Origin of the sequence: Paractinoplanes atraurantiacus (assembly GCF_900215205.1) — a bacterium.
Taxonomy (GTDB): domain Bacteria; phylum Actinomycetota; class Actinomycetes; order Mycobacteriales; family Micromonosporaceae; genus Actinoplanes; species Actinoplanes atraurantiacus.
In genome coordinates this window covers 1,200,257-1,224,830 of the sequence record NZ_OBDY01000001.1, presented here as the reverse complement: position 1 = coordinate 1,224,830, position 24,574 = coordinate 1,200,257, and the positions used below count along the sequence as shown (strand labels likewise).

At 70.3% G+C, this 24,574-nt stretch carries 30 protein-coding genes; 7 read left to right on the top strand and 23 right to left on the bottom strand.

All coding sequences use genetic code 11. The features are described 5' to 3' along the window. Positions 1–9: 9 nt before the first annotated feature. Positions 10–246 (top strand): DUF2631 domain-containing protein, encoded by a 237-nt coding sequence (locus CRP55_RS05890; protein WP_245922800.1) that lies wholly within the window; start codon positions 10–12, stop codon positions 244–246. A gap of 45 nt (positions 247–291) precedes the next feature. Here the strand turns inward: CRP55_RS05890 and CRP55_RS05885 are convergent, their stop codons facing one another. The 8 genes from CRP55_RS05885 to CRP55_RS05850 form a co-directional block, all read right to left on the bottom strand. Further along, positions 292–1,473 carry a DivIVA domain-containing protein gene (locus CRP55_RS05885; protein ID WP_097318499.1) on the bottom strand — a complete coding sequence of 394 codons (1,182 nt, stop codon included), beginning with the start codon at positions 1,471–1,473 and terminating at the stop codon, positions 292–294. Between the two features lie 37 nt (positions 1,474–1,510). Beyond that, entirely contained in the window at positions 1,511–2,686 is a 1,176-nt protein-coding gene (gene rlmN / locus CRP55_RS05880; RefSeq protein WP_097318496.1) for a dual-specificity RNA methyltransferase RlmN, read from the bottom strand. Between the two features lie 31 nt (positions 2,687–2,717). Next, on the bottom strand, positions 2,718–3,704 hold the full coding sequence (locus CRP55_RS05875; protein ID WP_097318494.1) for a phosphatidate cytidylyltransferase: 987 nt from the start codon (positions 3,702–3,704) through the stop codon (positions 2,718–2,720). Then, positions 3,704–4,261 (bottom strand): ribosome recycling factor, encoded by a 558-nt coding sequence (gene frr / locus CRP55_RS05870; protein ID WP_097318491.1) that lies wholly within the window; start codon positions 4,259–4,261, stop codon positions 3,704–3,706. Before frr ends, CRP55_RS05875 begins: the two co-directional genes overlap by 1 nt. Positions 4,262–4,313: 52 nt before the next feature. Continuing rightward, the gene (gene pyrH, locus CRP55_RS05865; protein WP_097318489.1) at positions 4,314–5,030 is read right to left on the bottom strand and encodes a UMP kinase; all 717 of its coding nucleotides are present in this window, start codon (positions 5,028–5,030) and stop codon (positions 4,314–4,316) included. A gap of 105 nt (positions 5,031–5,135) precedes the next feature. Continuing rightward, the gene (gene tsf, locus CRP55_RS05860; RefSeq protein WP_097318487.1) at positions 5,136–5,966 is read right to left on the bottom strand and encodes a translation elongation factor Ts; all 831 of its coding nucleotides are present in this window, start codon (positions 5,964–5,966) and stop codon (positions 5,136–5,138) included. 35 nt (positions 5,967–6,001) lie between these two features. Beyond that, a complete protein-coding gene (gene rpsB, locus CRP55_RS05855) occupies positions 6,002–6,886 on the bottom strand; it encodes a 30S ribosomal protein S2 (RefSeq protein WP_097318484.1) in 885 nt (294 codons plus the stop codon). A gap of 208 nt (positions 6,887–7,094) precedes the next feature. Then, positions 7,095–7,709, bottom strand: a complete 615-nt coding sequence (locus CRP55_RS05850) for a hypothetical protein (RefSeq protein ID WP_097318482.1) — start codon at positions 7,707–7,709, stop codon at positions 7,095–7,097. Positions 7,710–7,854: 145 nt separating this feature from the next. Between CRP55_RS05850 and CRP55_RS05845 the strand changes: the two genes are divergently transcribed. From CRP55_RS05845 to dprA, 3 genes are read left to right on the top strand one after another with little or no spacing between them, the layout of a single operon-like run. Continuing rightward, a complete protein-coding gene (locus CRP55_RS05845; protein ID WP_097318480.1) occupies positions 7,855–8,214 on the top strand; it encodes a YraN family protein in 360 nt (119 codons plus the stop codon). After that, positions 8,214–9,725, top strand: a complete 1,512-nt coding sequence (locus CRP55_RS05840) for a YifB family Mg chelatase-like AAA ATPase (RefSeq protein ID WP_097318477.1) — start codon at positions 8,214–8,216, stop codon at positions 9,723–9,725. The genes CRP55_RS05845 and CRP55_RS05840 overlap by 1 nt, the downstream gene beginning before the upstream one ends. Next, positions 9,718–10,938, top strand: a complete 1,221-nt coding sequence (gene dprA / locus CRP55_RS05835; protein WP_097318475.1) for a DNA-processing protein DprA — start codon at positions 9,718–9,720, stop codon at positions 10,936–10,938. The genes CRP55_RS05840 and dprA overlap by 8 nt, the downstream gene beginning before the upstream one ends. Before the next feature lie 69 nt (positions 10,939–11,007). On the opposite strand, the gene CRP55_RS05830 is transcribed toward dprA, so the two are convergent. Next, positions 11,008–11,193, bottom strand: coding sequence for a DNA-binding protein (locus CRP55_RS05830; protein ID WP_097318473.1), 186 nt, complete (start codon positions 11,191–11,193; stop codon positions 11,008–11,010). Between the two features lie 1,345 nt (positions 11,194–12,538). Between CRP55_RS05830 and CRP55_RS05825 the strand changes: the two genes are divergently transcribed. Then, a complete protein-coding gene (locus CRP55_RS05825; RefSeq protein WP_097318771.1) occupies positions 12,539–12,943 on the top strand; it encodes a winged helix-turn-helix domain-containing protein in 405 nt (134 codons plus the stop codon). Between the two features lie 270 nt (positions 12,944–13,213). Here CRP55_RS05825 and CRP55_RS05820 read toward each other — a convergent pair whose 3' ends face one another. Continuing rightward, positions 13,214–13,702, bottom strand: a complete 489-nt coding sequence (locus tag CRP55_RS05820; protein ID WP_097318470.1) for a DUF6636 domain-containing protein — start codon at positions 13,700–13,702, stop codon at positions 13,214–13,216. Between the two features lie 77 nt (positions 13,703–13,779). Between CRP55_RS05820 and CRP55_RS05815 the strand changes: the two genes are divergently transcribed. Both CRP55_RS05815 and CRP55_RS05810 read left to right on the top strand, forming a co-directional pair. Further along, positions 13,780–14,853, top strand: coding sequence for a tyrosine recombinase XerC (locus CRP55_RS05815; RefSeq protein WP_097318770.1), 1,074 nt, complete (start codon positions 13,780–13,782; stop codon positions 14,851–14,853). Between the two features lie 17 nt (positions 14,854–14,870). Further along, positions 14,871–16,058 carry an aminotransferase class V-fold PLP-dependent enzyme gene (locus CRP55_RS05810; protein WP_097318769.1) on the top strand — a complete coding sequence of 396 codons (1,188 nt, stop codon included), beginning with the start codon at positions 14,871–14,873 and terminating at the stop codon, positions 16,056–16,058. Here CRP55_RS05810 and CRP55_RS05805 read toward each other — a convergent pair. The 13 genes from CRP55_RS05805 to proS form a co-directional block, all read right to left on the bottom strand. Further along, on the bottom strand, positions 16,044–16,508 hold the full coding sequence (locus CRP55_RS05805; RefSeq protein WP_438865767.1) for a murein hydrolase activator EnvC family protein: 465 nt from the start codon (positions 16,506–16,508) through the stop codon (positions 16,044–16,046). The two genes, CRP55_RS05810 and CRP55_RS05805, sit on opposite strands and share 15 nt — an antisense overlap. A 6-nt stretch (positions 16,509–16,514) precedes the next feature. Continuing rightward, complete coding sequence (locus CRP55_RS05800) at positions 16,515–16,838, bottom strand: DUF2469 domain-containing protein (RefSeq protein ID WP_097318465.1); 324 nt, start codon at positions 16,836–16,838, stop codon at positions 16,515–16,517. Next, the gene (locus tag CRP55_RS05795; protein WP_097318463.1) at positions 16,835–17,650 is read right to left on the bottom strand and encodes a ribonuclease HII; all 816 of its coding nucleotides are present in this window, start codon (positions 17,648–17,650) and stop codon (positions 16,835–16,837) included. The genes CRP55_RS05800 and CRP55_RS05795 overlap by 4 nt, the downstream gene beginning before the upstream one ends. Beyond that, positions 17,650–18,093: an NUDIX hydrolase gene (locus CRP55_RS05790; RefSeq protein ID WP_097318461.1), complete on the bottom strand. Its 444-nt coding sequence runs from the start codon at positions 18,091–18,093 to the stop codon at positions 17,650–17,652. Before CRP55_RS05790 ends, CRP55_RS05795 begins: the two co-directional genes overlap by 1 nt. A gap of 44 nt (positions 18,094–18,137) precedes the next feature. Continuing rightward, entirely contained in the window at positions 18,138–18,779 is a 642-nt protein-coding gene (gene lepB / locus CRP55_RS05785) for a signal peptidase I (RefSeq protein ID WP_097318460.1), read from the bottom strand. Beyond that, on the bottom strand, positions 18,776–19,663 hold the full coding sequence (gene lepB, locus CRP55_RS05780) for a signal peptidase I (protein ID WP_097318458.1): 888 nt from the start codon (positions 19,661–19,663) through the stop codon (positions 18,776–18,778). The genes lepB (CRP55_RS05785) and lepB (CRP55_RS05780) overlap by 4 nt, the downstream gene beginning before the upstream one ends. 95 nt (positions 19,664–19,758) lie before the next feature. After that, positions 19,759–20,115: a 50S ribosomal protein L19 gene (gene rplS / locus CRP55_RS05775; protein WP_097318456.1), complete on the bottom strand. Its 357-nt coding sequence runs from the start codon at positions 20,113–20,115 to the stop codon at positions 19,759–19,761. A gap of 123 nt (positions 20,116–20,238) precedes the next feature. Continuing rightward, positions 20,239–20,997, bottom strand: coding sequence for a tRNA (guanosine(37)-N1)-methyltransferase TrmD (trmD, locus tag CRP55_RS05770; protein WP_097318454.1), 759 nt, complete (start codon positions 20,995–20,997; stop codon positions 20,239–20,241). Next, the gene (gene rimM / locus CRP55_RS05765) at positions 20,997–21,563 is read right to left on the bottom strand and encodes a ribosome maturation factor RimM (RefSeq protein ID WP_097318452.1); all 567 of its coding nucleotides are present in this window, start codon (positions 21,561–21,563) and stop codon (positions 20,997–20,999) included. Before rimM ends, trmD begins: the two co-directional genes overlap by 1 nt. 3 nt (positions 21,564–21,566) lie before the next feature. Continuing rightward, positions 21,567–21,824 carry an RNA-binding protein gene (locus CRP55_RS05760; protein ID WP_014447131.1) on the bottom strand — a complete coding sequence of 86 codons (258 nt, stop codon included), beginning with the start codon at positions 21,822–21,824 and terminating at the stop codon, positions 21,567–21,569. Beyond that, complete coding sequence (gene rpsP, locus CRP55_RS05755; RefSeq protein WP_097318450.1) at positions 21,802–22,317, bottom strand: 30S ribosomal protein S16; 516 nt, start codon at positions 22,315–22,317, stop codon at positions 21,802–21,804. Before rpsP ends, CRP55_RS05760 begins: the two co-directional genes overlap by 23 nt. A 170-nt stretch (positions 22,318–22,487) precedes the next feature. Then, a complete protein-coding gene (locus CRP55_RS05750) occupies positions 22,488–23,144 on the bottom strand; it encodes a ribonuclease FAU-1 family protein (RefSeq protein WP_097318447.1) in 657 nt (218 codons plus the stop codon). Beyond that, positions 23,144–24,550: a proline--tRNA ligase gene (gene proS / locus CRP55_RS05745; RefSeq protein ID WP_097318445.1), complete on the bottom strand. Its 1,407-nt coding sequence runs from the start codon at positions 24,548–24,550 to the stop codon at positions 23,144–23,146. The genes CRP55_RS05750 and proS overlap by 1 nt, the downstream gene beginning before the upstream one ends. Positions 24,551–24,574: the final 24 nt, after the last annotated feature.

Sequence of the window (24,574 nt, the reverse complement as noted above, 5' to 3'; positions counted from 1 at the left end):
GACTCCGGCGTGTCTGCGGAAGAACATGAAGAGGTCTACGCGCCCGATCAGCTCAAGCCGGGCAACCGGAGGCGGGGACAGAAGGGCGCGATCATCTCGGCGATCGTCATCCTGATGTTCTTCTGGGGCAACCACGAGGGCAACACCGAGAACATCTGGCTCGTCGTCTTCGCGGTCGGCCTCGTCGTCGCGGTGATCGCCGACGCCGTGCTCCGCCGCCGGGGTCTGCGCCCGAGCGAGCAGTAATCTCGCGCATCACGAAAAAGGGGCCCGTCAGGGCCCCTTTTCCTTTTATCGGCGTCTGGTGAGGATGTCCTTGACCTCGCGCAACGCGGCGTCCACCTCGGCCTCGAAGTAGCCACCCGGCACGAGGCCGAACTGCAGCATGTCAAGATCGTTTTCCGGTACGGGCATGGGCCCGCGCCCGGTCATCGCCTGCAGGATGCCTTCGAACAGCCGGTCGACCTGCATCGGGTCGTAGCCGCTGCCGAAGCGACGGGGCTGGAACGTGCGGCGCAGCTGGTCGACGCGGTAGAGCTCGCCACCCGGCTCGCCCATCGGCGGCGGGAGCTGCGGCTGCGGCGGTCCGCCGTAGCCGCCCTGCGGCGCGCCGCTCATCGGGGCGTTGCCCATGGGCGGCGGGCCACCCATCGGGGGGCCACCCATCGGCGGCGGGGCGCCGTAGCCGCGCGGGTCCTGCTCACGGGGCATGCGGATCTCGGCCGTCATGTCGGTCTTGCCGTGCCGGCCGGCCTCGAAGCCGTCGAACCCGCCCGTGTTGTCGAAACCACCGGTGTTGTCGAAGCCCTGGTCGTACCCGCCCTGGTCGTAGCCGCGAGGGTCACGGGGGTCCCGCTGATCCCGCGGGTCGTACGCCGGCGGGGGCGGCTGCTGAGCCGGGCGCTGTGGCAGCTGAGGCTGCGGCGGCTGACCGTAGCCGGTCGGCTCGTCGAAACGGCCGCCGTACGGGTCGGGCGGCGGCATCTGCGGGCGCTGCTGCTGCATGCGGTCGGGCGCCATCCGGTCCGGGGGCGGCATCCGGTCGGGCATGCGGTCGTCCCGGATCGGCGGGGCGGGCAGGCGCTCGGTGGGCGGCGCCATCCGCCCGGCGGCGGCCGCGTTGATGCTGCCGGTGTTGGCGCCGGCCGGCGGGCGCGCGAAGCTGCCCGTGGTGAGGCCGCCGCGGAGCGAGTCGCGCATCGGGTCGGGCGCGGGGGCGCCACGGCCGCCGCGGTCCTCGAGCTCGGCCAGCTGGCGCTCGACGCGGTCAAGGTGAAGGTCGACCTGCCACTCGTCGTAGCCGCCGAAGCGCACGCGGAAGACCACGTCGTGCACCTCCTGCGCGCCCACGGGCGGGCCGGACTGCTCGCCGGCCAGCGTGGCCTCGACCCGGTCCAGGAAGGCGTCGACCTCATCGACCTTGTAGCCGCGGCGCAGCGCACGCCGCCGGAAACGCTGCCCCTGACTCGTCACAACGTCTCCCACTCCGCTCGCTGGGACCTGAGCCCAGTCACTGTGCCACCTCCGCGTCGGCGGCGCCCCCAGCGCTCGCCTCCGTAAGCTCGCCCGCGGCCAGCTGGCCGCACGCGCCGTCGATCTCCCGGCCCCGGGTGTCGCGAACCGTCGTCGACACTCCGGCCTCACGGAGGCGGCGGACGAACTCGCGCTCGACCGGTTTCGGGCTCGCATCCCACTTGCTGCCCGGTGTCGGGTTGAGCGGGATGAGATTCACATGCGCCAGCTTGCCGTGCAACAGCTTGCCGAGCAGGTCGGCACGCCAGGGCTGATCGTTGACGTCCCTGATCAGGGCGTACTCGATCGAGATCCGGCGTCCCGTCTGCGCCGCGTAGTCGAACGCGGCATCGAGCACCTCGGCCACCTTCCAACGCTGGTTGACGGGCACTAGCTCATCGCGCAGATCATCATCGGGGGCGTGCAGGGACAGCGCAAGGGTCACGTTCAGGTCTTCGGCCGTCAGCCGGCGCATAGCGGGCACTAGTCCCACGGTGGAGACGGTTATGTGCCGTTGCGAAAGTCCCAGGCCCTCCGGCGCCGGGGTGGTCAGCCGGCGGACCGCCTCGATCACGCGGGGGTAGTTGGCCAGCGGCTCGCCCATGCCCATGAAGACGACGCGGGACAGCCGCGGCGGCGAGCCGGTGACCGCGCCCGAGGCGGCGACACCGGCCAGGTAGACGACCTGGTCGACGATCTCGGCGACCGACAGGTTGCGGGTCAGGCCCTGCTGGCCGGTCGCGCAGAACGGGCAGGCCATGCCGCAGCCGGCCTGGCTGGAGACGCAGGCGGTCACCCGGTCGGGGTAGCCCATGAGGACGCTCTCGACCAGCGCGCCGTCGTGCAGCCGCCACAGCGCCTTGCGCGTGGCGCCCTCGTCGCAGGCCAGCTCACGGACCGGGGTCAGCAGCGTGGGCAGCAGGTCACCGGTGAGCCGGGCGCGCGTCTTGGCGGGCAGGTCGGTCATCTCGTCGATGTCGCGCACGAGCCGGCCGAAGTAGTGGGTGGAGAGCTGCTTCGCGCGGAACGCGGGCTCGCCGAGGGCGGTCACCGCGGCCTGGCGGGCGGCGAGGTCCATGTCGGCGAGGTGCCGCGGGGGCATGGCGGGGCGGCGACGGGTGGTGACCGCATCGGGCTTGTCGGGGCTGGTCGGGATGACCGGAAGAATCGTCATGGCAGAACAAGTCTCGCACGCTCGGGGAAGTTCACTGGGCCCACGCGATCAGGGCGAAGAGGAGGTACGCGGTGGGCACGGCGAACAGGATCGAGTCGAGCCGGTCCATCAGGCCGCCGTGGCCGGGCAGCAGGTTGCTCATGTCCTTGACGCCCAGATCGCGCTTGAGCATCGACTCGGCCAGGTCGCCGATCACCGCGACCACCGAGATCAGGGCGCCGAACAGCAGACCCCAGTACACCTGGATGTCGAGCAGGAAGTAGAGCAGCAGCGCGCTGCCGATCGCCGAGGCGCAGACCGAGCCGGCGAAGCCCTCCCAGGTCTTGCCGGGGCTGATCGACGGGGCCATCTTGTGCTTGCCGAAGAACACGCCGGTCGCGTAGCCGCCGGTGTCGGAGAGCACAACGGCGAGCAGCGTGCAGAGCACCCGCCACTGGCCTTTGTCGTGATCGGGCAGGAAGAGCAGGATGCCGAAGCTGAGCAGGAACGGCACGTAGACCGCGACCAGCACGCTTGCCGTCAGGTCGCGGCGGAAGGCCTCGGCGCCGTCGGCCAGCCGCCAGACGATCGCGGCCAGCACGGTGACCACCAGGCCGATCAGCAGGGCGTCGGTGCCGCTGTACCAGGCCAGGCCGGTCATCAGGACCGAGCCGCCGATCAGCGGGACGGCCGGCGCGTTGGCGCCCGCCGAGCGCAGGGCCCGGGTCATCTCCCAGACACCGACACCGGACGCGACAGCGATCACGGCGAAGAAGGCCGGCTCCCAGAAGAGCAGAGAGGCGAGGACGGCGACGACGAGGCCGACGCCGACCCCGATGGCGGCCGGCAGGTTGCGCCCGGCACGGCTGGTCGTGGGCTCGCCCACTCCCTTGCCGGCACGGCGCTTGCCCGGGCCCTTCTTAGGCTCGGGTTGCGAAGGCTCGACCACTGGCAGCGGACCCGTGGGCACATCCTCGGCCGCGTGCCAGGCCGTGTCGTCGCCGGAAGTGCGCCCGGCACGCGGATCGAGGTATGACATCAGACCTCGAGCAACTCGGATTCCTTGTGCTTGACGAGCTCGTCCACGACGGCGACGTAACGGTGGGTCACGTCATCGAGCTCCTTCTCGGCGCGGCGGCCCTCGTCCTCGCCGGTCTCGCCGTCCTTGACCAGACGGTCGATCTGCTCCTTGGCCTTGCGGCGCACGTTACGGATGGCCACCCGGCCCTCCTCCGCCTTGGAGCGCGCGACCTTGATCATCTCGCGGCGCCGCTCCTCGGTCATCTGCGGCAGGTGGATGCGCAGCTGAGTGCCCTCGTTGTTGGGGTTGACACCGAGGTCGGAGTCACGGATCGCCCGCTCGATCGGCCCCAGCTGGGACGTGTCGTAGGGCTTCACGATCACCATGCGCGGCTCGGGGACGCCGACCGAGGCCATCTGCGTCACCGGCGTGGGCGCGCCGTAGTAGTCCACCAGGATCTTGGAGAACATGGCCGGGGTGGCCCGCCCCGTGCGAATGGCGGCGAACTCCTCCTTGGCGTGCTCGACCGCGCTCTCCATCTTTTCCTCGGCCTCGAAGAGGGTCTCGTCGATCACCGGCTCTTCTCGCCTCCTAGCTTTTCTCGGTGGTACGGGGATATCGAGGGGTCTAGGCGGTGATCAGGGTGCCGATCTTGTCGCCGCTGACGGCGCGCACGATGGTGTCGTCGCCCTCCGCGCCGAACACCAGCATCGGCAGCTTGTTCTCCTCGCAGAGGCTGAACGCGGCCTGGTCGGCGACCCGCAGCCCGCGCTGCAGGATCTCCTGATAGGTGGCGCTGTCGAGCTTCTGCGCGGTGGGATCGATGCGCGGATCGGCCGTGTAGACGCCGTCCACACCGTTCTTGCTCATCAGCACGATGTCCGCGTGGATCTCGAGGGCGCGCTGGGCGGTGACGGTGTCGGTGGAGAAGTACGGCATGCCGGCGCCGGCGCCGAAGATGACCGCGCGGCCCTTCTCGAGGTGGCGGATGGCGCGCAAAGGGATGTACGGCTCGGCGACCTGGGCCATCGTGATCGCGGTCTGCACCCGCGTCTCGATGCCTTCCTTCTCCAGGAAGTCCTGCAGGGCGAGCGCGTTCATCACGGTGCCGAGCATGCCCATGTAGTCGGCCCGGTTGCGGTCCATGCCGCGCTTCTGCAGCTCGGCGCCGCGGAAGAAGTTGCCGCCGCCGACCACGACGGCGACCTGGATGCCCCGGCGGATGACGGTGGCGATCTGGCCGGCGATGCCCTGCACGACGTCGGGGTCGACGCCGACCGCGCCACCACCGAACACCTCGCCGGAGAGCTTCAGCACGACGCGCTTGGGCTTGTCGGTCACCATCGAGACCCGCCTTCTCTTAGTACTCAGCTGAGACCTTATGTGAGGAGGAGGCCGGGCGCAGAATCGCGTCCCCGGCCTCCCTAGCCTCAAGCTCGGTAGCCGGGATTACTCCTGGCCGACCTCGAACCGGACGAACCGGGTGATGTTCAGCCCGGCCTCCTCCGCGATCTGCTTGACCGTCTTCTTGTTGTCGACGACCGACGACTGCTCGAGCAGGACGTAGTCCTTGAAGAAGGAGTTCACCCGGCCCTCGACGATCTTGGGCAGGGCCTTCTCGGGCTTGCCCTCCTCCTTGGCGGTCTCCTCGGCGATGCGGCGCTCGGACTCGACGACCTCGGCCGGCACCTCCTCGCGGGTGAGGAAGCGCGGGCGCATGGCGGCGATCTGCATGCCGATGCCACGGGCGTCCGCGTCGGCCGCCTCGTCGTCCTTGCCCGAGTAGGCCACCAGGACGCCGACCTGCGGCGGGAGGTCCTGCGCCTTGCGGTGCAGGTAGACCGCGACGGTGCCGTCGACGATCACGAAGCGGTTCAGGACGATCTTCTCGCCGATCTTGGCCGAGTACTCCTGGATGGTGTCGGCGACCGACTTGCCGTCCTCGAGCACGGCGGCCGAGAGGGCCGCGGCGTCGGCGAGCTTGTTCTGCGCGCCGAACTCGACCAGCCGCTGACCCAGCGCGACGAAGTCGGGGGTCTTGGCGACGAAGTCGGTCTCGCAGTTGAGCTCGAGCAGCGCGCTGCCCGAGTGGGCCACGATGCCGTTGGCCGCGGTGCGGCCGGCCCGCTTGCCGACGTCCTTCGCACCCTTGATGCGCAGGAACTCGACGGCCTTGTCGAAGTCGCCGTCCGCCTCGTCGAGGGCCTTCTTGCAGTCCATCATGCCGGCAGCGGTCAGATCGCGGAGCTTCTTCACGTCCGCGGCGCTGTAGTTAGCCATGACTCTCTCTCGATGTCAGTTCGGGTTTGGCTGACTTACTCGGCGGGCGTCGCGGCGGCCGGCACGGGCTCGGCCTCAGCGGCGGGAGCCGCGGCCGGAGCCTCGGCGGGGGCCTCGGCGGCCTTCTTCTCGGCGCCCTCGTACAGGTCGCGCTCCCACTCGGGCAGCGGCTCGCCGGCGGCGACGGTGCCCGGCTCGGGCTTCTCGTCGGCGCCACCACGGCCACGGCCGGAGCGGGCGATGAGGCCGTCGGCCACGGCGGCGGCGATGACCTTGGTCAGCAGCTCGGCCGAGCGGATCGCGTCGTCGTTGCCCGGGATCGGGAAGTCGACCTCGTCCGGGTCACAGTTGGTGTCCAGCACCGCGATGACCGGGATGCCCAGCTTGCGGGCCTCGTCGACGGCGATGTGCTCCTTCTTGGTGTCCACGACCCAGATCGCCGACGGCGTCTTGGTCATGTCACGCAGACCGCCGAGGGTCTTGGTGAGCTTGGTCTTCTCGCGGAAGAGCTGCAGGGTCTCCTTCTTGGTGTACCCGGCGGCGGTACCGCTCAGGTCACCCAGGGCCTCGAGCTCCTTCATCCGCTGCAGGCGCTTGTACACCGTCTGGAAGTTGGTGAGCATGCCGCCCAGCCAGCGGTGGTTCACGTACGGCTGGCCGACCCGCGTCGCCTGCTCGGCGATGGCCTCCTGCGCCTGCTTCTTGGTGCCGACGAAGAGGATGTGGCCACCCTCGGCGACGGTGTCACGCACGTACGCGTAGGCCTTCTCGATGTAGTCGAGGGTCTGGCGCAGGTCGATGATGTAGATACCGTTGCGCTCGGTGAAGATGAAGCGCTTCATCTTCGGGTTCCAGCGGCGGGTCTGGTGCCCGAAGTGGACACCGCTCTCCAGCAGCTGGCGCATGGTCACGACGGCCATGGTGGGTTGCTCCCTGTCGTCCCTGGTTGGCGCGCTCACCGGCGGTGAGCGCCCTGGCGCCCGGTCGCCGGCCACAGTCGGACCCGAGATGATCGAGACCAGGGAGGGCCGTCGCCGCCGGAGGTTGAGAACCCGGCGGAGGGCGCGCGAGGTCGGCCGCGCTAGGCGGTCGCCGGCAACCAGCATACGCCAAGCTTCGAGCGGCCTCCTATCCCGTCGCCAGCCCGGCCGCGATGAGCAGGATCAAACCCACCGGGAGGTACGCCACCGGAGGGCGCACCCAGGCCTCGCGCGTGATCGAACCGCCCCGGGCCACCGCGAAGAGCCCGATGCCGGTGAGCGCGAAGCCCAGCGTGAGCAGCACCGCCGGGACGATGGCGCCGGCCGACGGGTCGCCGGTGAAGGTGACGTCGAACAGAAGGCGCACGACGGGGATCAACAGGACGATCATGACGATCGCGACGAGGAAGGACGTCGCGGGACGCTTGGACTGGTAGACGGGGGTTCGCGGCGTGATGGGAGGCACCAGGGTGGTGGGCTCCGCCACCTTCTCCTCCGTCGTCGCGGGCGGCTTGATCGTCGGATATTCCGGACCCCGGACCGGCACCCGCACGTCCGTCTCGGCCGGCCGGGCATGACTGCCGGTGGAATCGGGCCGCTGTTCGGGCAGGCGGAACGCGCCGCTCGGCCGTTCGTGAATGCCCGAGTCGTACGGGTTGCCGATCTGATGGGAGCCGGAGACTTCGGGGCTGGTGCTCCGGGAGTACTGACCGCCCGAGTACCAGCTCGGCTCGGAGTCGTCGGCGTAGCGGTGTCCTTCCACGATGTCGCAACTTAGGTGACCACGGTCGCCGATGCCACACGTGGGCCCATAACACACCGATCCGGTGACTCTGAGGTTTTCCACAATCGCGCTCCGTCCACAGGGCCGGTCGCACGCGGCCTCCGATCCGGGCACGGTGACGGCCATGACGACGCAAAGACGGGCGGTGGGCGCGTACGGCGAGCGGGTCGCCGCCGAGCATTTCCGCGATGAGGGCCTCGTGATCCTCGACCAGAACTGGCGCTGCGCCGACGGCGAGCTCGACCTGATCCTGCGCGACGGCGAAGACCTCGTCATCTGCGAGGTCAAGACCCGGCTGGGCGACAGCTACGGCCCGCCCGCCGAGGCCATCACCCCACGCAAGGTCCGCAAGCTGCGGCAGCTCGCCCGTCGCTGGCTCGACGAGAGCGGCCTGCGCTACCGCGACGTGCGCTTCGACGTGGTCGAGGTGATGCCGCAGAAGAAGGGCGCCACTCTGATCAACCACACGCGCGGGGCGTTCTGATGAGCTACGCGCGCGTGCTCTGCGTCGGCCTGGTCGGCATGACCGGCCATCTGGTCGAGGTGGAGGCCGACCTGTCCCCCGGGCTACCGGCGGTGGTGCTGACCGGACTGCCGGACACGGCATTGCACGAGGCCCGCGACCGGGTGCGAGCCGCGGTGGTCAACTCGGGCCAGCAGTGGCCGAACCGCCGGATCACGGTCAACCTGCTCCCGGCCGCCGTACCGAAACACGGCAGCGCCTTCGACCTGGCCATCGCCGCGGCGTTGCTCTCCGGCGCCGGCGAGCTGCCGTCCAGCTCGCTCGAAGGTGTGGTGATCCTCGGCGAGCTCGGTCTCGACGGCGCCGTGCGCCCGGTGCGCGGCGTGCTGCCGATGGTGGCCGCGGCGGCCGGCGCCGGCATCCACAGCGTGGTCGTGCCGCTGGACAACGCCCGCGAGGCGACCGTCGTGCCCGGGGTGACGGTGCGCGCCGTCGACAGCCTGCGCCGGTTGGTCGCCTTCGTCCGCGACGGCGAGGAGTTGCTCGAGCCGCCACCGCCCGCGCCGTCTTCTCCCCCGGCCGGCCCCGATCTCTGCGACATCGCCGGGCAGGCGCTGGGACGCTACGGATTGGAGGTCGCGGCCGCCGGCGGGCACCATCTGTCGTTGTTCGGACCGCCGGGCGCCGGCAAGACGATGTTGGCTGAGCGCCTCCCGTCGATCCTGCCCGAGCTCGGCGACGAGGCGGCGCTCGAAGTGACGGCGCTGCACTCGATCGCCGGGCGGCTCCCGCCGGACGCGGGCCTGATCCGCCTGCCACCGTTTCAGGCGCCGCACCACACGGCCAGCACGGCGGCCCTGATCGGCGGCGGCAGCGGCATCCCCCGCCCGGGCGCGTTGTCGCTGGCCCACCGCGGGGTGCTCTTCCTCGACGAGGCGGCGGAGATCAGAAACTCCACGCTGCAGGCCCTGCGCCAGCCGCTGGAGACCGGCCATGTGGTCCTGGGCCGGGCGAAGGGGACGATCCAATATCCCGCTCGGGTGCAGCTGGTCATGGCGGCCAACCCGTGTCCTTGCGCGAGCCCGGCCGGCGACCAGAACTGCACCTGCACACCCCTGGCGCGCCGGCGCTATCTGGCGCGCCTCTCGGGGCCTCTGCTCGACCGCGTCGACATCCGGCTGACCCTGCATCCGTTGACGGCGGCGCAGCTGATGACGGCGACGGCTCCCGCGCCGACGTCGGCCGAGGTGTCCGAACGGGTGGCCAAGGCCCGCGCCGCGGCGGCGGCGCGCTGGGATCGGGTCAACGCCGAAATTCCGGGCCCTGAACTGCGGCAGGCGCCCTGGCGGCTGCCGGCCCACGACACCGCGGAACTCCAGAAGGCTCTCGACCGGGGAATGCTGTCGGCACGCGGCTTCGATCGGGTGCTGCGGCTGGCCTGGACGATCGCCGACCTGGACGGGCGGGACCGGCCCGCCCGCGACGAGGTCTCCGAGGCGATCCAGCTGCGGATGGGCGAGTCCCATGGCTGAGGACGGGGAGCGGGCCGCCCGGGTGGCCTTGACCTGGCTGGCCGAGCCGGGCAACCGGATGGTGTGGTCGCTGGTGGAGGAGTGCGGCGCGTCGGAAGCCCTCGACCGCCTGGTGCGCGGCGAAGTGGAAAGCAAGGCGATTCAAGCGGCCGTACGGGCGTATGAAGCCGACCTCGAACCCGAGCGGCTCCGGGAGCTGACGGTCGGGCGGGCAGACCAGCTCGGCGCGCGGATCGTGGTGCCGTCGGACGAGGAATGGCCGCGCCGGGTCGATTCGCTGGCCACGCTGTCGCTGGAGGGCAACGGTCGGATTCTGCGGGACGTTCGCCCGCCGCTGTGCCTATGGGTGCGTGGGGCGTGGCCGTTGGGCGAGACGCTCGAACGGTCGGTGGCGGTGGTCGGGGCGCGAGCGGCGACGGCCTATGGCACGCACGTCACCGGCGAGATCTCGTACGGACTGGCCGAGCAGGGCTGGACGGTGGTGTCGGGCGGCGCGTTCGGCATCGACGCGGCCGCGCACCGGGCGGCGATGGCGGCCGGCGGGCGGACGGTCGCGGTGCTGGCGTGCGGGCTCGACCGGCCCTATCCGGCGGGGAACTCGGCGATGTTCGAGCAGATCGCGGAGAGCGGCCTGCTGATCAGCGAATGGCCACCGGGCGCCGAGCCGCTGCGGCATCGCTTCCTGATCCGCAACCGGGTGATCGCGGCGGCGACGGTCGGCACGGTGATGGTGGAGGCGGCGGCCCGCAGCGGGGCGTCGCAGACGCTGAGCCGGGTGCTGGCCCTGAACCGGACGGCGATGGTGGTGCCGGGCCCGGTGACGTCGGCGGTCTCGGTGGGCTGCCACGAGCTGCTGCGCGAGCGCCCGGAGGCGATCCTGGTCACGGGCGTGGACCACGTCCTGGAGGCGGTCGGCCGGGTCGGCGAATATCTGGTCGATCCGCCGCGCGGCCCCACACACGCACGCGACGCCCTCGACGAGGAGTCGGCCCTGGTGCTGGAGGCGGTCCCGCGAAGGGGAACGGCCTCCCCCGAGGAACTGGCCGCCAAGGCCGGCCTGGACTTGAGAACCGTTCTGCGCCGACTGTCCCTACTGGAGGTGGCCGGCATGGTCGAACGCCGCGGAACGGCCGGCGTCGCGCTGACCCGCTCCCGCGCATCACCCGCGTCACCGCACCAGGACGAGCCGGCGCCGTCCGACCGGCACGACTGAGGGGCGACGAGCCTTTCGGCCCGGTCGCCCGGAATCGCGCGGCGGGGGTCGGCTGCCCGCGCCGGCGGGTCAGTCTTCGGAGTCGTCCAGGTCCCGGCGATGCACCTTCATCCACGCCTCGACATCGTCGGTCATCCACACCTTGCCCTGAGCAAGATCGGCGACCGGCTTGGGAAAGTCGGCGCGGCTGGTGATCTGGTACGCACGCTGCCGGCTGACCCCACCCAGTCGGATGCGGATCTCGTGCGCCCCCATGAGCCGGATCGGTTTCGCTGCCACATGATCGACCGTAGGCGTGAGACTATTAGTCAGTCATAAAGTTGATAGGAGACAGCTAGTCATGAGTCATCTAAGCTGTCATCATGACTAGGCGACGCCAGAGCCACCCGCCGGTGCCCGTGTCACCCACACATCGACGCACATGGCGCTCCTTCTGGCGGCGATGCACCTGCGGTTTACCCGCCCCCTGCGTCGACAGCCTGGTACCCGCCCCACCGTTGCCGTTCCCCGCCCCGCCCTCCCGCGATCCCCTCCATCCGCGAGCTTTCCCGTCCCCACCAGGCACCGATCCGACACAGCAGAGGAGGTCATCAGGCCGAACCCCGGTATCCCTGCCACATATGCCGCCCGGCGGGCACAGCCCTCCACCTCGGAGGCCCCCTATCCGCCGGGCGGCAACCCCCTCGAGCGCAACCCTTCACACCCGGCCCCGCCCTGAACCGCACACCCAACGGGGGCGGCCGCCGTCACCCCAGCCGGCCTGACGGCGGCCGATCCCCCTGACCTCAGCCACCGGAGCTCGGGCCACCCGAGCGCCAGATGAATGACCACAGTGCTTCCCAGCGTCTGGCGGCGCCGGGAGGCCACCGACGGTGGGCGCCAGCCGCTGATCCCCGACCGGCGCCCGCCAAGAACAGCGGTGGGCGAAAGGCGACCGGCCCACCGCCACAAAGCTCGGACCACCGGCCCGTGTCCTCCCGGCACTCACGGCCGGTGGTCCGAGCCATGCCCGGTCCCCGCAATACCGACCCCACAGGACGACCCCGGCAGCCGGCGTCGACAGGACGCTGCGCCACCCAACGTCAGCACGACGCTGGGCGCGCTACGACACCCAACGTCAGCACGGCGCTGGGTGCGATTCACCACCCAAGGGTCGGCACGGCGCTGCGGCAGACAGGACTGCGTCAGCAGGACGGGCACGGCGGGATGGTCTCGACGGACAGCGCCGGCACACGGCGCCGGCGGGGTGGAGCAGCGAGGCCGCGGGCGGCGGGGGGCGGGGGGCGGGGGGCGGGGGGCGGGGGGCCTTGACGCGCGCGGCGTGCTCGGACGAGTGGCGTTCAGCCTGCAAGTGCATCCGGAACGCGGTGGAGATCGTCGCGGTTGCGGTGAGGGGCGGCGGGGCTGTTGATCGGGCTGTGGGGCGGAGCGTGATTGAACGGGCGACGGCCGGGGCCGACGGCGCTGAGGCGCTCGGTGGACTGTCGCCCGCCCTGCCGCGCGATCAAGCTCGGCCTTCTCAAGCGCGGCACGTTCATCGTACTAACGCCTCGTCGTACGTACAATATGACGGAGCGACGTGATCACGTAAACTGTGAACATGATCGATCCTTCTGCGGACCGTGCGGTGTTTCGCCAGTTGGCTGACCTGCTCCGCAATCAGATCGAGTCCGGGGAGCTGGGGCCCGGTGAGCCGCTGCCCAGCGAGCTGCGGCTGGCGCAGGAGTACGGGATCAGTCGCACCACGGTCCGCCAGGCGATCGGCCAGCTGCGGACGGAAGGGCTCGTCACCGTCGACCGGCCGCGCGGCACGTTCGTCCGCGTGCCGGAGCCGACCGAGCTGATCACCCTGGCCCGCGGCGAGCGAGCCGGCGCCCGCATGCCCACCGACGCCGAGCGCCGCAAATACCGCCTCGGCGAGGGCGTCCCCGTCCTGGTGGTCACCGCCACCGACGGCACCGAGACCGTCCACCCGGCCGACCGCGTCCAGCTCACCCGCCCCTGACCGCCCCGCCACGACGCCCGGGGAAAGGGACGGCGCAAGAAGACGCCCGCAGGAAAGAGACGGCGCCAGAACACGCCCGCGGGAGAAGGCCGCGTCAGAAGACGCCCACGGGAGAAGGCCGCGTCAGAAGACGCCCACGGGAGAAGGCCGCGTCGGAAGACGCCCATACGAATGGGCCGCGCCGCAAGGCGCCCGCGGACAAGGGGCCGCGCCAGAAGATGCCCACGGACAAGGGGCCGCGTCAGAAGGCGCTACAGGAGACGGGACCCGTCAGAAAAGGTCGTAGTCGGCTCGGGCCAAGGCGAAACCGTGGCTCGACCCGGTGTCCTCGCAGGTCAGTGCGCGGGCCGTGCTGTCGCAGCGGATGGAGCCGGCGCGCAGGGCCTCGCCGTACTCCAAGGTTTGTGTGGCGGAGCCGGCCAGCGTGTCGCCGGCGCAGGTGAAGCCGGCCTTTCCCTCCTCGAGGAACATGCCGTTGCCCCAGGCCTGCCGGCAGTCCTCGGGCTGCGGTGGCGGGGACCAGTTCTTGTCGAGGATGTCGCAGCGGACCGAGCTGGTGGTCAGCGCGCACACGATGTTCTTCGACGGGGACTGGAAGGTCGCCTCGGTGACCTCTTTGACGGCGCTGCCCAAACCGGCGACGGCCGACGGGGTCGGCGCCGGCGACCCGGTCGGTGTGGGCGCGCCCGAGCCCAGGAGGGAACAACCGGAAAGTGTGGCCAGCAGGGCAAGGGCCAGGAAGCAACGGAAGCGTGCCATGGTGATCGGCAGTGTAGTGCCGATCGACCAGCGTGGCCGCTTGACGGGGACCGGGTCGAGCGATGACGGTCGACACGATGGATACGCGGGACATGCACGAGCGGCTGCCGGAGGCGATGCGGCAGGCCGTCGACGACTTCGGGCATCATCTGGCGCGGGTCGACAACCGGTCGGCCCACACCGTACGGGCCTATCTCGGTGACGTGATCTCGCTGCTGGACCACGCTGTACGCCACGACGTGACCTCGCTCGGCGATCTCGACCTCGGCCTCCTGCGGGGATGGCTGGCGGCCCGGATGCGCGACGGGGCGGCCCGCACCTCCCAGGCCCGGCGGGCGACCGCGGCGCGGGTCTTCACCGCGTGGGCGTTCCGCACCGAGCGGATCGGCACCGACCCGGGCGCCCATCTCACCAGCCCGCGCGCCCACCGCACCCTCCCCACCGTCCTGCGCGCCGACCAGGCCACCGCGCTGATCGAAGGAGCCAGGGCGGAGCGCCCCCAGACCGAAGCCGAGATGATCGACGAGGCGGGACGGCGGCGGGACGAGGCGCCGAACGATGGTCCGGACGCCATCGCCCTGCGGGACCGGGCCGTGCTGGAACTGCTTTATGCGACTGGCGTACGGGTCAGCGAGCTCTGCGGCCTCGACCGCGCCGACCTCGACGAGTCGCGCCGGCTCGTGCGCGTCTTCGGCAAGGGCGCCAAGGAACGGGCCGTCCCTTATGGCCTACCGGCCCAAAAGGCCCTCGACGACTACTTGCGGCACAGCCGCCCCCAGCTGGCCGGCGAGGAAAGGGACGGCGAGGGAAGGAGTGGCGAGGGAAGGAGTGGCGAGGGGAAAGGGCGCGCGAAGGCGGGCGGCGGGAAGGCGGGCGGGGACGCGCTGTTTCTTGGGGTCAAGGGTGGGCGGCTGCAGCAGACCGTGGTGCGGCGGATCGTGGACGCGGCGGCGCGGGAAGCCGGGCTGCCGCACACCAGCCCGCATGATCTGCGGCACTCGGCGGCCACACACCTGCTGGACGGCGGGGCGGACCTTCGGGCCGTGCAGGAGCTGCTCGGGCATTCCTCACTTTCGAGTACCCAGATCTACACGCACGTGTCGACCGAGCGGCTCCGGGCCGCCTTCAAACAGGCGCACCCCCGGGCGTGACCCCGTACGATCAGGGGGTGAGCGCCGGAGAACCGCCCGCAGCCCTCCCCGGCGCCCGTCTTCTCTTCTCGCTCGATCCGGGCGTGTCCTATCTCAACCACGGCTCCTTCGGCGCCGTACCCGTCGGCGTGCAGCGCGCCCAGCAGCGGCTGCGCGACGAGGTCGACGCCAACCCGATGGCCTTTTACGCCGGCGAAGGGCTGATGGACCGTGTCGTCCATACCCGACGCCATCTCGCCTCCTTCCTCGGCGCCGACCCCGACGGCAGCGCCCTCGTCGCCAACACCACCACCGGCGTCTCGCTCGTCCTGAACTCTGTGCGGCTCGAGTCGGCCGACGAGGTGCTGCTCACCGATCACGGCTACGGCTCCGTCTTTTTCGCCGCCCGCCGCCAGTGCCGCCGGGCCGGGGCGACCGCCCGGACCGTCGCCCTGCCGCTGGGCGCGAGCAGCGCCGAGGTCGTCTCGCGCGTGCGGGCCGCGCTGCGGCCGGGGAAGACCAAGCTGCTCATCGTCGACCAGATCGCCTCGGCCACCGCCGCCTGCCTTCCGGTGCGGGAGATCGTCGCCGCCGCCCACGAGCACGACATCCCGGTGCTGGTCGACGCCGCGCACGTGCCGGGGCACATCCCGGTCGACGTGGCCGCGATCGGCGCCGATTTCTGGGTCGGCAACCTGCACAAGTGGGCTTTCGCCCCGCGCGGCACCGCGCTGCTCTCCGTCGCCCCGCCGTGGCGGCGGCGGATGGAGCCCTTGGTCGTCTCGTGGGAGCAGGAGCAGGGATATCCGCTCGCCGTCGAATATCAAGGCACGATCGATTACACGCCCTGGCTGGCCGCGCCGGCCGGCCTTTTCACGCTCCGCACGCTCGGCTGGGAGGCCGTCCGCGCGCACAATGCGGCCCTGGCCGCGTACGGCCAAAGGGTCTTGGGTGAGGCTCTGGGCGTGACCGATCTCCCCCACCCGGGCCACCCGGAGGTCGCGATGCGGATCGTGCCCCTGCCGTCGGGCCTGGCCACCACCGCGCCCGAGGCCTACGCGCTGCGCACACTGATCGCCGAGAAGCTGGCCGCCGAGACCCAGGTGAACGCCTGGGGCGGGCGCGGCCTGCTCCGGCTGAGCGCGCAGGTCTACAACCGGGCCGAGGAGTACGACCGGCTGGCCGAGCGGCTGCCGCAGCTGCTGCACGAGTCAAAGCGGCAGTAGCCGGACCCGGCCGAGGCCGAGCAGCGCCAGCGGATCGAGGTAGAGCTCGCCCCGCCGCAGGCCCCAGTGCAGGCCCGGATGACCGGCTTGCAGAGCGCCGATCACCGCCCCGCCCGCCACCACGTCACCCCGGGCCACCGAGGCGGTCACCGGCTCGTACGTGGTCCGCAGACCGCCGGCGTGGGCGATGCTCACGACGCCGCGCCCGGCCAGCTCACCGGCGAAGACCACCGTCCCCGGACCGGCCGACGAGACCGGCGTGCCCGGCTGGCCCGCGAGGTCGACCCCGCGATGCCCGGTCAGCCACGGCTGCGCGGGCGGATCGAACCGGCGCACCACTGTGGGCGCCGACAGGGGCCAGCCGAAGGACAGGACCGCGAGCAGGAGACCGAGGAAGGGCATGACCGAAACCCTGCCGTGTCCCCAAGGTCGAAAAAAGGGGCTGTGGATAACCCTCTAGTTGCCGAAGCCGGCGTCGTCCGGCAGTGAGATGTCCGGCTTCTCCAGCTCTTCCACGTTGACGTCCTTGAAGGTCATCACGCGGACGTTCTTGACGAACCGAGCCGGTCGATACATGTCCCACACCCAGGCGTCGTGCATCTCGACCTCGAAATACACCTCGCCGTCCGAGTTGCGCACGTGCAGATCGACCTGGTTGGCCAGGTAGAAACGGCGCTCGGTCTCCACCACGTAGGAGAACTGGCGGACGATATCGCGGTACTCCCGGTAGAGCTGCAGCTCCATCTCGGTCTCGTACTTCTCGAGATCCTCTGCGCTCATCGCTTTTCGCCCTCCATGGCCTCATCTTCCCCCACACAAGGCGACGGCTGAGGCTGGTCGCCCGACGCCACGCCGACGGTACCCCCAACGGCCTCGGTTGCATCAAACAGTACCGGCGCGACCTCGGCCGGGGCGGGTCGGCGGGCCCTCGGCGGCCGGTTGCCGCGACCGGAGGCCGCGGCCACGTTCACGTACGAGAATCGGTGCTCGGCGCACGGCCCGTGCTCGCGCAGCGCGGCCGTGTGCTCGTCGGTGATGTAGCCCTTGTGCACGGCGAACCCGTACGCCGGGAACTGGTCGTGCAGTTCGACCATCAGCCTGTCCCGGGTGACCTTGGCCAGCACGCTGGCCGCGGCCACGCACGCGGCGACCCGGTCGCCTTTCCACACCGCCAGGCCGGGCACGCCGAGGCCGTCGACCGGGAAGCCGTCGGTCAGCACGTACTCCGGCGGGGTGGCCAGCGACGCGAGCGCACGGCGCATCGCCGCCAGGTTGCAGACGTGCAGGCCGCGGGCGTCGACCTCGGTGGGCGGGATGATCACCACGGACCAGGCCAGGGCCCGGGCCACGACCTGGTCGTAGACGCGCTCGCGGGCGGCCGCCGTCAGCAGCTTGGAGTCGGCCAGCTCGTCGATCTCGCCGCGCTTGCCCTCGGGCAGGATGGCGGCGGCGGCCACCAGCGGGCCCGCGCAGGCGCCCCGGCCGGCCTCGTCGGCGCCGGCCACGGTGCCGAAGCCGCGGCGCTGGAGCGCGCGCTCCAGCGCGTAGAGGCCGCCCTCGCGGCGCACCACCGTGCGGGGAGGAGACAGCATCACAGGCCCCGCAGCAGCTCGGGCAGCTCGACCGGGTAGATCAGCTCGGAGCTGGCCTCGATCTCCTCGGCCGACCACCACCGGTGCTCGGTGATGGTCTCCTGCTCGTCGTCGTCCATGCCGGCCATGTCGATCTGGATCTCGGTGACCCGCAGCAGGAAGAAGTCCTGCTGCTGCCGGTAGTCGCGGCCGTCGTAGCTGAACTCGGCCACCTGGCGCCAGATCGGCTCGCCAAGATCATCGACGCCGGCCTTGAGCCCTATCTCCTCGAAGAGCTCGCGGACAGCGGCCTCGGCCACCGTCTCGCCGTCGGCCAGGCCGCCGCCGGGGGTGAACCACCAGCGATGGCCGGGACGGGCCGGGTCGCCGCCGTGCAGCAGCAGGGTGCGCCCGGCCTGATCGACGAGGAGCACCCGACCGGCGCGTCGGTTGATGACGGTCACGGGAACAAGCCTATTGCGCCCAGCGTGGATCTTCCGACCGGGTGTTACTTCGCATCGGGGATGGCGTCGAAGCCGTCCGGCACCGAGAGCCAGGTGGCGCGGCTGACCGGCCAGAAGACCGTGAAGGCGCGGCCGACCACCGAGTCCTCGGTGATCGTGGCCTCGGTGATGTTGTGGTCGCTGTCCTGGTAGTGCTCCAGGGAGTCGCCGGAGGCGGCCCGGTGGTCACCCATCACCCACAGGCGCCCCTCGGGCACGACGATGTCGAAGTTCGTGCTCGCGGGCGGGTCCTGGGTGCCGTCGGAGTCCTTGTAGATGTACGGCTCGTCGAGCGGCACACCGTTGACGATCAGCTTGCCGGTGCCCGTGTACTGCACGTGGTCGCCGGGGGTGCCGATGATGCGCTTGATGAAGTCTTCGCCCTCGGCGCCCGACTGCCACTCCCGGGGCGCCTCGAAGACGATGATCTCGCCGCGCTTGGGCTCACGGAAGTCGTAGACGAGCTTGTTGACGAGCACCCGGTCGAGCACGTTGAGCGTGTGCTCCATCGAGGGCGACGGAATGTAGAACGTCTGCAGCACGAAGGCGCGGACCAGCACGGCGACCAGGATCGCCACACCCAGGAGAATCGGAAGTTCGCGCCAAAAGGAACTTTTGCGCTTCGGCTCCGTCTGCTCGTCAATCACGATGGGAGCCTACGACGCCGAATCGAGAACGGCAGTCCGGAACGCGCGGATAACGCCCCACTTAAGAGAAAAGGAAGTGCGAAAAGTTCCGTCGAAGGGCTGTGTTTCCGCTCCGGAAGGCCGGCCGCGGTCGGATGGTTCTCGGCGTACGTCTTCCACACGTCGGGCACTGAGAGGCTGGTGAACCGGCTGCTCGGCCAGACGATGACGAATGCCCGGCCGATCACGTTGTCGATCGGGACGGGACCCTGACATCGGGCGTCCTGCGAGACCTCGCGATGGTCGCCCATGACGAACATCTCACCGGCTGGGACGGTGACCTCGGTGAAGCGCCGGCTCGTGCACTGGTTCGGGTTGGGCGGCTGGTTGAGGTCGGAGTTGAAACCCTCGGCGATGTACGACTCGTCGATGCCCACGCCGTTGACCGTGATCCGGCCCTTGGCGTCACAGCAGGCCACCTTGTCGCCGGGCAGCCCGATCACCCGCTTGATGAAGTCGCGCTCACCCGGGCGGCTCACCCCGACGAGGTCGCCGACCGTGCGGCCCAGCTTGGCGACGAACGAGTTGCTGACCTCTTCGGTCACCTCGGGCGCCCAGTTGTCGGTGCCGCGGAAGACCACGATCTCGCCGCGGACCGGGTCACGCATGTCGTAGACGACCTTGTTGACCAGCACCCGGTCCTTGATCTCCAGGGTGCTCTGCATCGACCCGCTGGGGATGTAGAACGCCTGCACCAGGAAGGTGCGGATCAGCACGGCGAGGCAGAAGGCCACGATCAGCAGGAGCGGCAGCTCCTGCCAGAGCGGCATCTCCTTGCGCCGGATCATGGACCGCCGCCGTCGCTCGGACGGCCGGTAGCCCTCCATCGGTTCCACGCTTCGCATCTCCCGCCGCCGACCGAAAACGCCCCGGATACAGCACTACCGCCCGAGTATCTCCCTAGGGAAACTTACGGGCGGTAGCACAGGATCGATCAAGATCAGACGGTCTGCTTCTCGCGAAGCTCCTTGATCTTGGCCTTCTTGCCGCGGAGCTCACGCAGGTAGTAGAGCTTGGCGCGGCGGACGTCACCGCGGCTCACGACCTCGATCTTGTCGATCGCCGGGCTGTTGATCGGGTAGCTCCGCTCGACACCGACGCCGAAGCTGATCTTCCGGACCTTGAAGGTCTCCCGGAGGCCGGCGCCCTGCCGGGCGATCACGACGCCCTGGAAGATCTGGACGCGGGAACGGTTACCTTCGACGACTCGCGCGTACACCTTGAGGGTGTCGCCGGCGCGGAAGTTCGGAATGTCGGTGCGCTGCGACTGGGCGTCGAGAGCGTCCAGCGTGTTCATCGCTGCATCCTCGTACTCAAAGGCGCACCGGGAGTTCGGTGCGCGGCGGGTGATCCTGGCCCCTCACCACTCCAAGGGACCCTCGATCCCACTCCACGGCGCGGAGTGAAATCGGCAACCTCACTACTTTGCCACAGAGGGAGGCGTGATCTGAAATCCACCCTCGGCCAAAGCCGCTTTATCCGACTTGTCCAACAAATCCGGCGGGTAGGACGCCATCATGTCCGGGCGGCGGGAAGCGGTCCGCAACAGGCTTTGCGTACGGCGCCACCGCGCGATCCGGCCGTGATCGCCCGAGCGCAAAATGTCGGGAACATCCCGGTCTCGCCACGAGGCTGGCTTCGTGTAGACGGGCGCCTCGAGCAGACCGGCGGAGTGCGACTCCTCATCCAGCGACGAGGCGTTCCCGAGCACTCCAGGAAGCAACCGGGTGACGGCCTCCATGATCACGATGACCGCGACCTCGCCACCGAAGAGCACGTAGTCACCGAGCGAGATCTCGAGCACCGGCATCCGGGCAGCCGCGTCGTCGATCACCCGCTGATCGATGCCCTCATAGCGCCCACAGGCGAAGATCAAGTGATCGAGCTGCGCGAGCGAGTACGCGTCGGCCTGCGTGAACGGCTTTCCTACCGGCGACGGCACCACGAGCGTGCCGGGCCCGATCGCGTCGAGGGCCTGCCCCCAGGGCTCGGGCCGCATGACCATGCCCGGCCCGCCGCCGTACGGCGTGTCGTCCACCGTCCGGTGCACGTCGCTGGTCCATTTACGCAGATCGTGCACGTCCACGGACAGCAGCCCGGTCGACTGCGCCTTGCCGACCAGCGACAGGTCGAGCGGCGCGAAGTAGTCCGGGAAGATCGAGATGATGTCGACGCGCATCAAAGGTCCAGCAGACCCTCGGGCAGGTCGACGACGATGCGCCCGCCGGCGAGATCGACCGTGGGCACGATCGCGCTCACGAAAGGGATCAGCGCCGTGCCGCCGGCCACCTTCGAGAGAACGATGAGGTCGGACGAGGGCGCGTGCTCGATGCGCTCGACCGTGCCGTAGAGCTCCCCGGAAGCGGACTCGACGCGCAGACCGACCAGCTGGTGGTCGTGAAACTCGTCCGGGTCCTCGGGCGGCGCCAAGGAATCGCTGTCGACCTGGAGCCACACGCCACGCAGGGCCTCGGCGATGTTGCGGTCGTAGATGTTCTCGAACACGGCGATACCGCGGCCTTGATGCCAGCGGATCTGCTCGAGCACGAGTTGCTTGGGCACTTGGAAGACAGCACCGGCGGGAACGGCCGCCGGGCCGGTGCTGACACGGCGGTCCTTGGGGACCTCCGTGACGAACACCGACCCGGGGACGAAACGAACTTCTGGTTCATCGGTCCGCACGACCACCGAGACCTCGCCCCGGATCCCGTGCGGCTTACCGATTTGGCCGACGACGAGAAGCATCGATCAGTACGCGTCGACGATGTCCACGCGGATGCCGCGCCCACCGATCGACCCGATGACCTGCCGCAGGGCCTTGGCCGTACGCCCGCCACGCCCGATGACCGTTCCCAGGTCCTCGGGGTGCACGCGAACCTCGAGCCGCTTGCCGCGGCGCGAGTCGACCAGTCGGACCCGGACGTCGTCCGGGTTGTCGACGATGCCCTTGACGAGGTGCTCCAGCGCCGGCCGGAGCGCCCCGTCAGCTCGCGTCGGCGCCGGCACCGGCCGGGTCCTCTGCGGTCTCGGCGACGGCCTCACGGTTGGGCTCGTCGGGCTTGGCGGCCTTGGTCTGCGCCGGCTTGGCCTCGGCGGCCTCCGGAGCGGCGGCGACCTTGTCCGACTTCTTGGGGGTCTTGGCGGGCGTCTCGGCAACGCCGGCGGCGGCCTTGGCCTCGGCCTCGTACACCTCGGCGCGGCTCTGCTTGGCCTCGGCCACCAGCAGCGGCGGCGGGGCCGGCAGACCCTTGAACTGCTGCCAGTCGCCGGTCTTCTCCAGGATGCGCTGCACGGCCTCGCTCGGCTGCGCGCCGACCGAGAGCCAGTACTGCACCCGCTCGGACTTGACCTGGATCACCGAGGGGTGTTCCTTCGGCTGGTAGATGCCCACGTACTCGATGGCACGGCCGTCGCGCTTGGTGCGCGAGTCGGCGACGACGATGCGGTACTGCGGGTTGCGGATCTTGCCCATCCGCAGAAGCCGGATCTTTACGGCCACGGTTGTCTTCGCTCCTGAATGCGTGAGTTTTTGAGCCGACGGCCACCCACGTGGGGTTGCGGGGACCGATGTCTCGCTGGACTGGCTGCACCGGAGGGTTAGAGGGCGCTCCGATGTACCGACCAAGGAACCATTCTGCCAGATGACCGGCCGTGACTCCCAACCGGGCGTCAAACGCGCGCGACGACCGGCCGATCCCAGCCGTCGGGCAGTGCCACCGGCGTCTCCCAGGACGGATCGGGCCGGAAGTCGGTCCACGTGCCGTCGAACGGGAACTCGGCCGCCTCGATCTGCTTGACCACGCGGTGCCCCTCGGCCCAGACGGCCGCCGGGTCGGGCACCCAGTAGTGCTCGGGCAGCTCCAGGCGCTCGGTGAACTCGTCCTCGTCCTTCCACTCCCACTCGAGGTCGGAGGTGGCGACGATGTCGAGGTCCTGGTCGATCACGTCGATGCCGGCCACGTCGCCGTCGTCCCAGCGGACGGGGCCGTCTTCCAAGTTCACGTAGTACGCCGCGAAATTGTCCAGTTCATCCCTGAAAAACCAGACAGAATGGTTCGCGCCGGCGGGGAAGAACCGCAGGACGCCCGGCCCACGCCACTCGGCGAGCTGAACAGAGCGCGGCGCGGCGATCCACTCGGCGAACGACGGGAAGTCACGCGGACCACGTCCGTCGGCAGCCGTCTCCACGGCGATCACCGACCCCTCGTCGACCCAGAGGAGCAGGCCCCGCTCGTCGTCCGAGACGACCCGGCCGGGGTGCACGAACCCCAGCCGGCCGCGGTGCGTGTCGCGGTGCAGGACCAGACGGCCCGGAGCGAACGCCATCAGTAGGAGCGGGCCAGGATCGCGACCAGGCCGTCCTCGTCACCCGAGTCGGGCATCGAGCCGTCCGCGCGGACCAGGCAGCGCACCGTCACCGCCTTGCCGTTGGCCTCGGCCTCGCCGTCCTCGCCGACCGCCGACCACGGCACCCGGGCCCAGCCGGTCTGCGCCGCCTCGATGGCGTCGCCGAGCGTCTTGACCTCGACCGTGTTGGCCGCCCGGAACGCCAGCGCCTCGTCGTAGAGCCGCTGCTGGTCGGCCTTGAGCGCGCTGGTGACCGCGCCCACCACGTCGCCGATCGCGGTCGGCGTCTTGGAGCCGTCGACCCGGCGGGCGATCGTGACGTTGCCGGTGGCCAGGTCGCGCGGGCCGACCTCGATCCGGATCGGGATGCCCTGGAGCTCGGCGTCGACCGCCCGGCGGCCGAACGGCACGTCGGAGCGGTCGTCCAGCTTCACCCGTACACCCGCGGTCTTGAGGTCCTGGAACAGCTGAGTCGCGGCCTCGGCCACGCCGTCACCGGCCTTGACCACCATGACCTGGACCTGGACCGGCGCCATGACCGGCGGGAGCCGCAGGCCGTTGTCGTCGCCGTGCACCATGATCAGGCCGCCCAGCATGCGGGTGGACGTGCCCCACGAGGTGGTCCAGGCGTGCTCGACGCCGCCGGCGGCCGACGAGTAGGAGATGTCGAACGCCTTGGCGAAGTTCTGCCCGAGCTCGTGCGACGTGCCCATCTGCAGCGCCTTGGTGTCACCCATCATGGCCTCGACGGTCATGGTGTTGGTGGCGCCGGCGAAGCGCTCCTTGCGGGTCTTGCGGCCCGGCACGACCGGGATGGCGAGGAAGTCCGTCATGAACGCCTCGTAGACGTTGCGGTGCACGTCACGGGCGTGCTCGCGGGCGTCGGCCTCGCTGGCGTGGGCGGTGTGGCCCTCCTGCCAGAGGAACTCGGTCGTCCGCAGGAAGGTCCGCGGGCGCAGCTCCCACCGGACCACGTTGGCCCACTGGTTGAGCAGCAGCGGCAGGTCACGGTAGGAGTCGACCCACTTGGCCATGAACTCGCCGATCACGGTCTCGCTCGTCGGGCGGACCACCAGCGGCTCGGACAGCTCCTTGCCGCCGGCGTGGGTGACCACGGCGAGCTCCGGTGAGAAGCCCTCCACGTGGTCGGCCTCGCGGCGCAGGTAGCTCTCCGGGATGAACAGCGGGAAGTACGCGTTCTGGACACCGGCCTGCTTGATGCGGGCGTCCATGTCCGCCTGCATCCGCTCCCAGATCGCGTAACCGACCGGCCGGATGACCATGGTGCCGCGCACCGGGCCGTTGTCCGCCAGTTTCGCCTTGGCGATCAGGTCCTGGTACCAGCGAGGAAAGTCCTCCGCACGCGGAGTGAGCACTCGAGCCACGAGGGGACATTCTAGTCAGGGGCC

Coding starts and splice junctions, on each gene's coding strand:
- tsf (WP_097318487.1), bottom strand. CDS start 5,966: ATGGCTAACTACAGCGCCGCGGACGTGAAGAAGCTCCGCGATCTGACC.
- CRP55_RS05795 (WP_097318463.1), bottom strand. CDS start 17,650: ATGCTGTCTCCTCCCCGCACGGTGGTGCGCCGCGAGGGCGGCCTCTAC.
- rlmN (WP_097318496.1), bottom strand. CDS start 2,686: ATGACGATTCTTCCGGTCATCCCGACCAGCCCCGACAAGCCCGATGCG.
- CRP55_RS05875 (WP_097318494.1), bottom strand. CDS start 3,704: ATGTCATACCTCGATCCGCGTGCCGGGCGCACTTCCGGCGACGACACG.
- CRP55_RS05840 (WP_097318477.1), top strand. CDS start 8,214: ATGAGCTACGCGCGCGTGCTCTGCGTCGGCCTGGTCGGCATGACCGGC.
- rpsB (WP_097318484.1), bottom strand. CDS start 6,886: ATGGCCGTCGTGACCATGCGCCAGCTGCTGGAGAGCGGTGTCCACTTC.
- dprA (WP_097318475.1), top strand. CDS start 9,718: ATGGCTGAGGACGGGGAGCGGGCCGCCCGGGTGGCCTTGACCTGGCTG.
- CRP55_RS05750 (WP_097318447.1), bottom strand. CDS start 23,144: ATGGCGTTCGCTCCGGGCCGTCTGGTCCTGCACCGCGACACGCACCGC.
- CRP55_RS05800 (WP_097318465.1), bottom strand. CDS start 16,838: ATGAGCGCAGAGGATCTCGAGAAGTACGAGACCGAGATGGAGCTGCAG.
- trmD (WP_097318454.1), bottom strand. CDS start 20,997: ATGCGCGTCGACATCATCTCGATCTTCCCGGACTACTTCGCGCCGCTC.
- pyrH (WP_097318489.1), bottom strand. CDS start 5,030: ATGGTGACCGACAAGCCCAAGCGCGTCGTGCTGAAGCTCTCCGGCGAG.
- rplS (WP_097318456.1), bottom strand. CDS start 20,115: ATGAACACGCTGGACGCTCTCGACGCCCAGTCGCAGCGCACCGACATT.
- lepB (WP_097318458.1), bottom strand. CDS start 19,663: ATGCGAAGCGTGGAACCGATGGAGGGCTACCGGCCGTCCGAGCGACGG.
- CRP55_RS05825 (WP_097318771.1), top strand. CDS start 12,539: ATGATCGATCCTTCTGCGGACCGTGCGGTGTTTCGCCAGTTGGCTGAC.
- CRP55_RS05845 (WP_097318480.1), top strand. CDS start 7,855: ATGACGACGCAAAGACGGGCGGTGGGCGCGTACGGCGAGCGGGTCGCC.
- CRP55_RS05830 (WP_097318473.1), bottom strand. CDS start 11,193: ATGGGGGCGCACGAGATCCGCATCCGACTGGGTGGGGTCAGCCGGCAG.
- CRP55_RS05820 (WP_097318470.1), bottom strand. CDS start 13,702: ATGGCACGCTTCCGTTGCTTCCTGGCCCTTGCCCTGCTGGCCACACTT.
- rimM (WP_097318452.1), bottom strand. CDS start 21,563: ATGCTTCTCGTCGTCGGCCAAATCGGTAAGCCGCACGGGATCCGGGGC.
- CRP55_RS05815 (WP_097318770.1), top strand. CDS start 13,780: ATGGATACGCGGGACATGCACGAGCGGCTGCCGGAGGCGATGCGGCAG.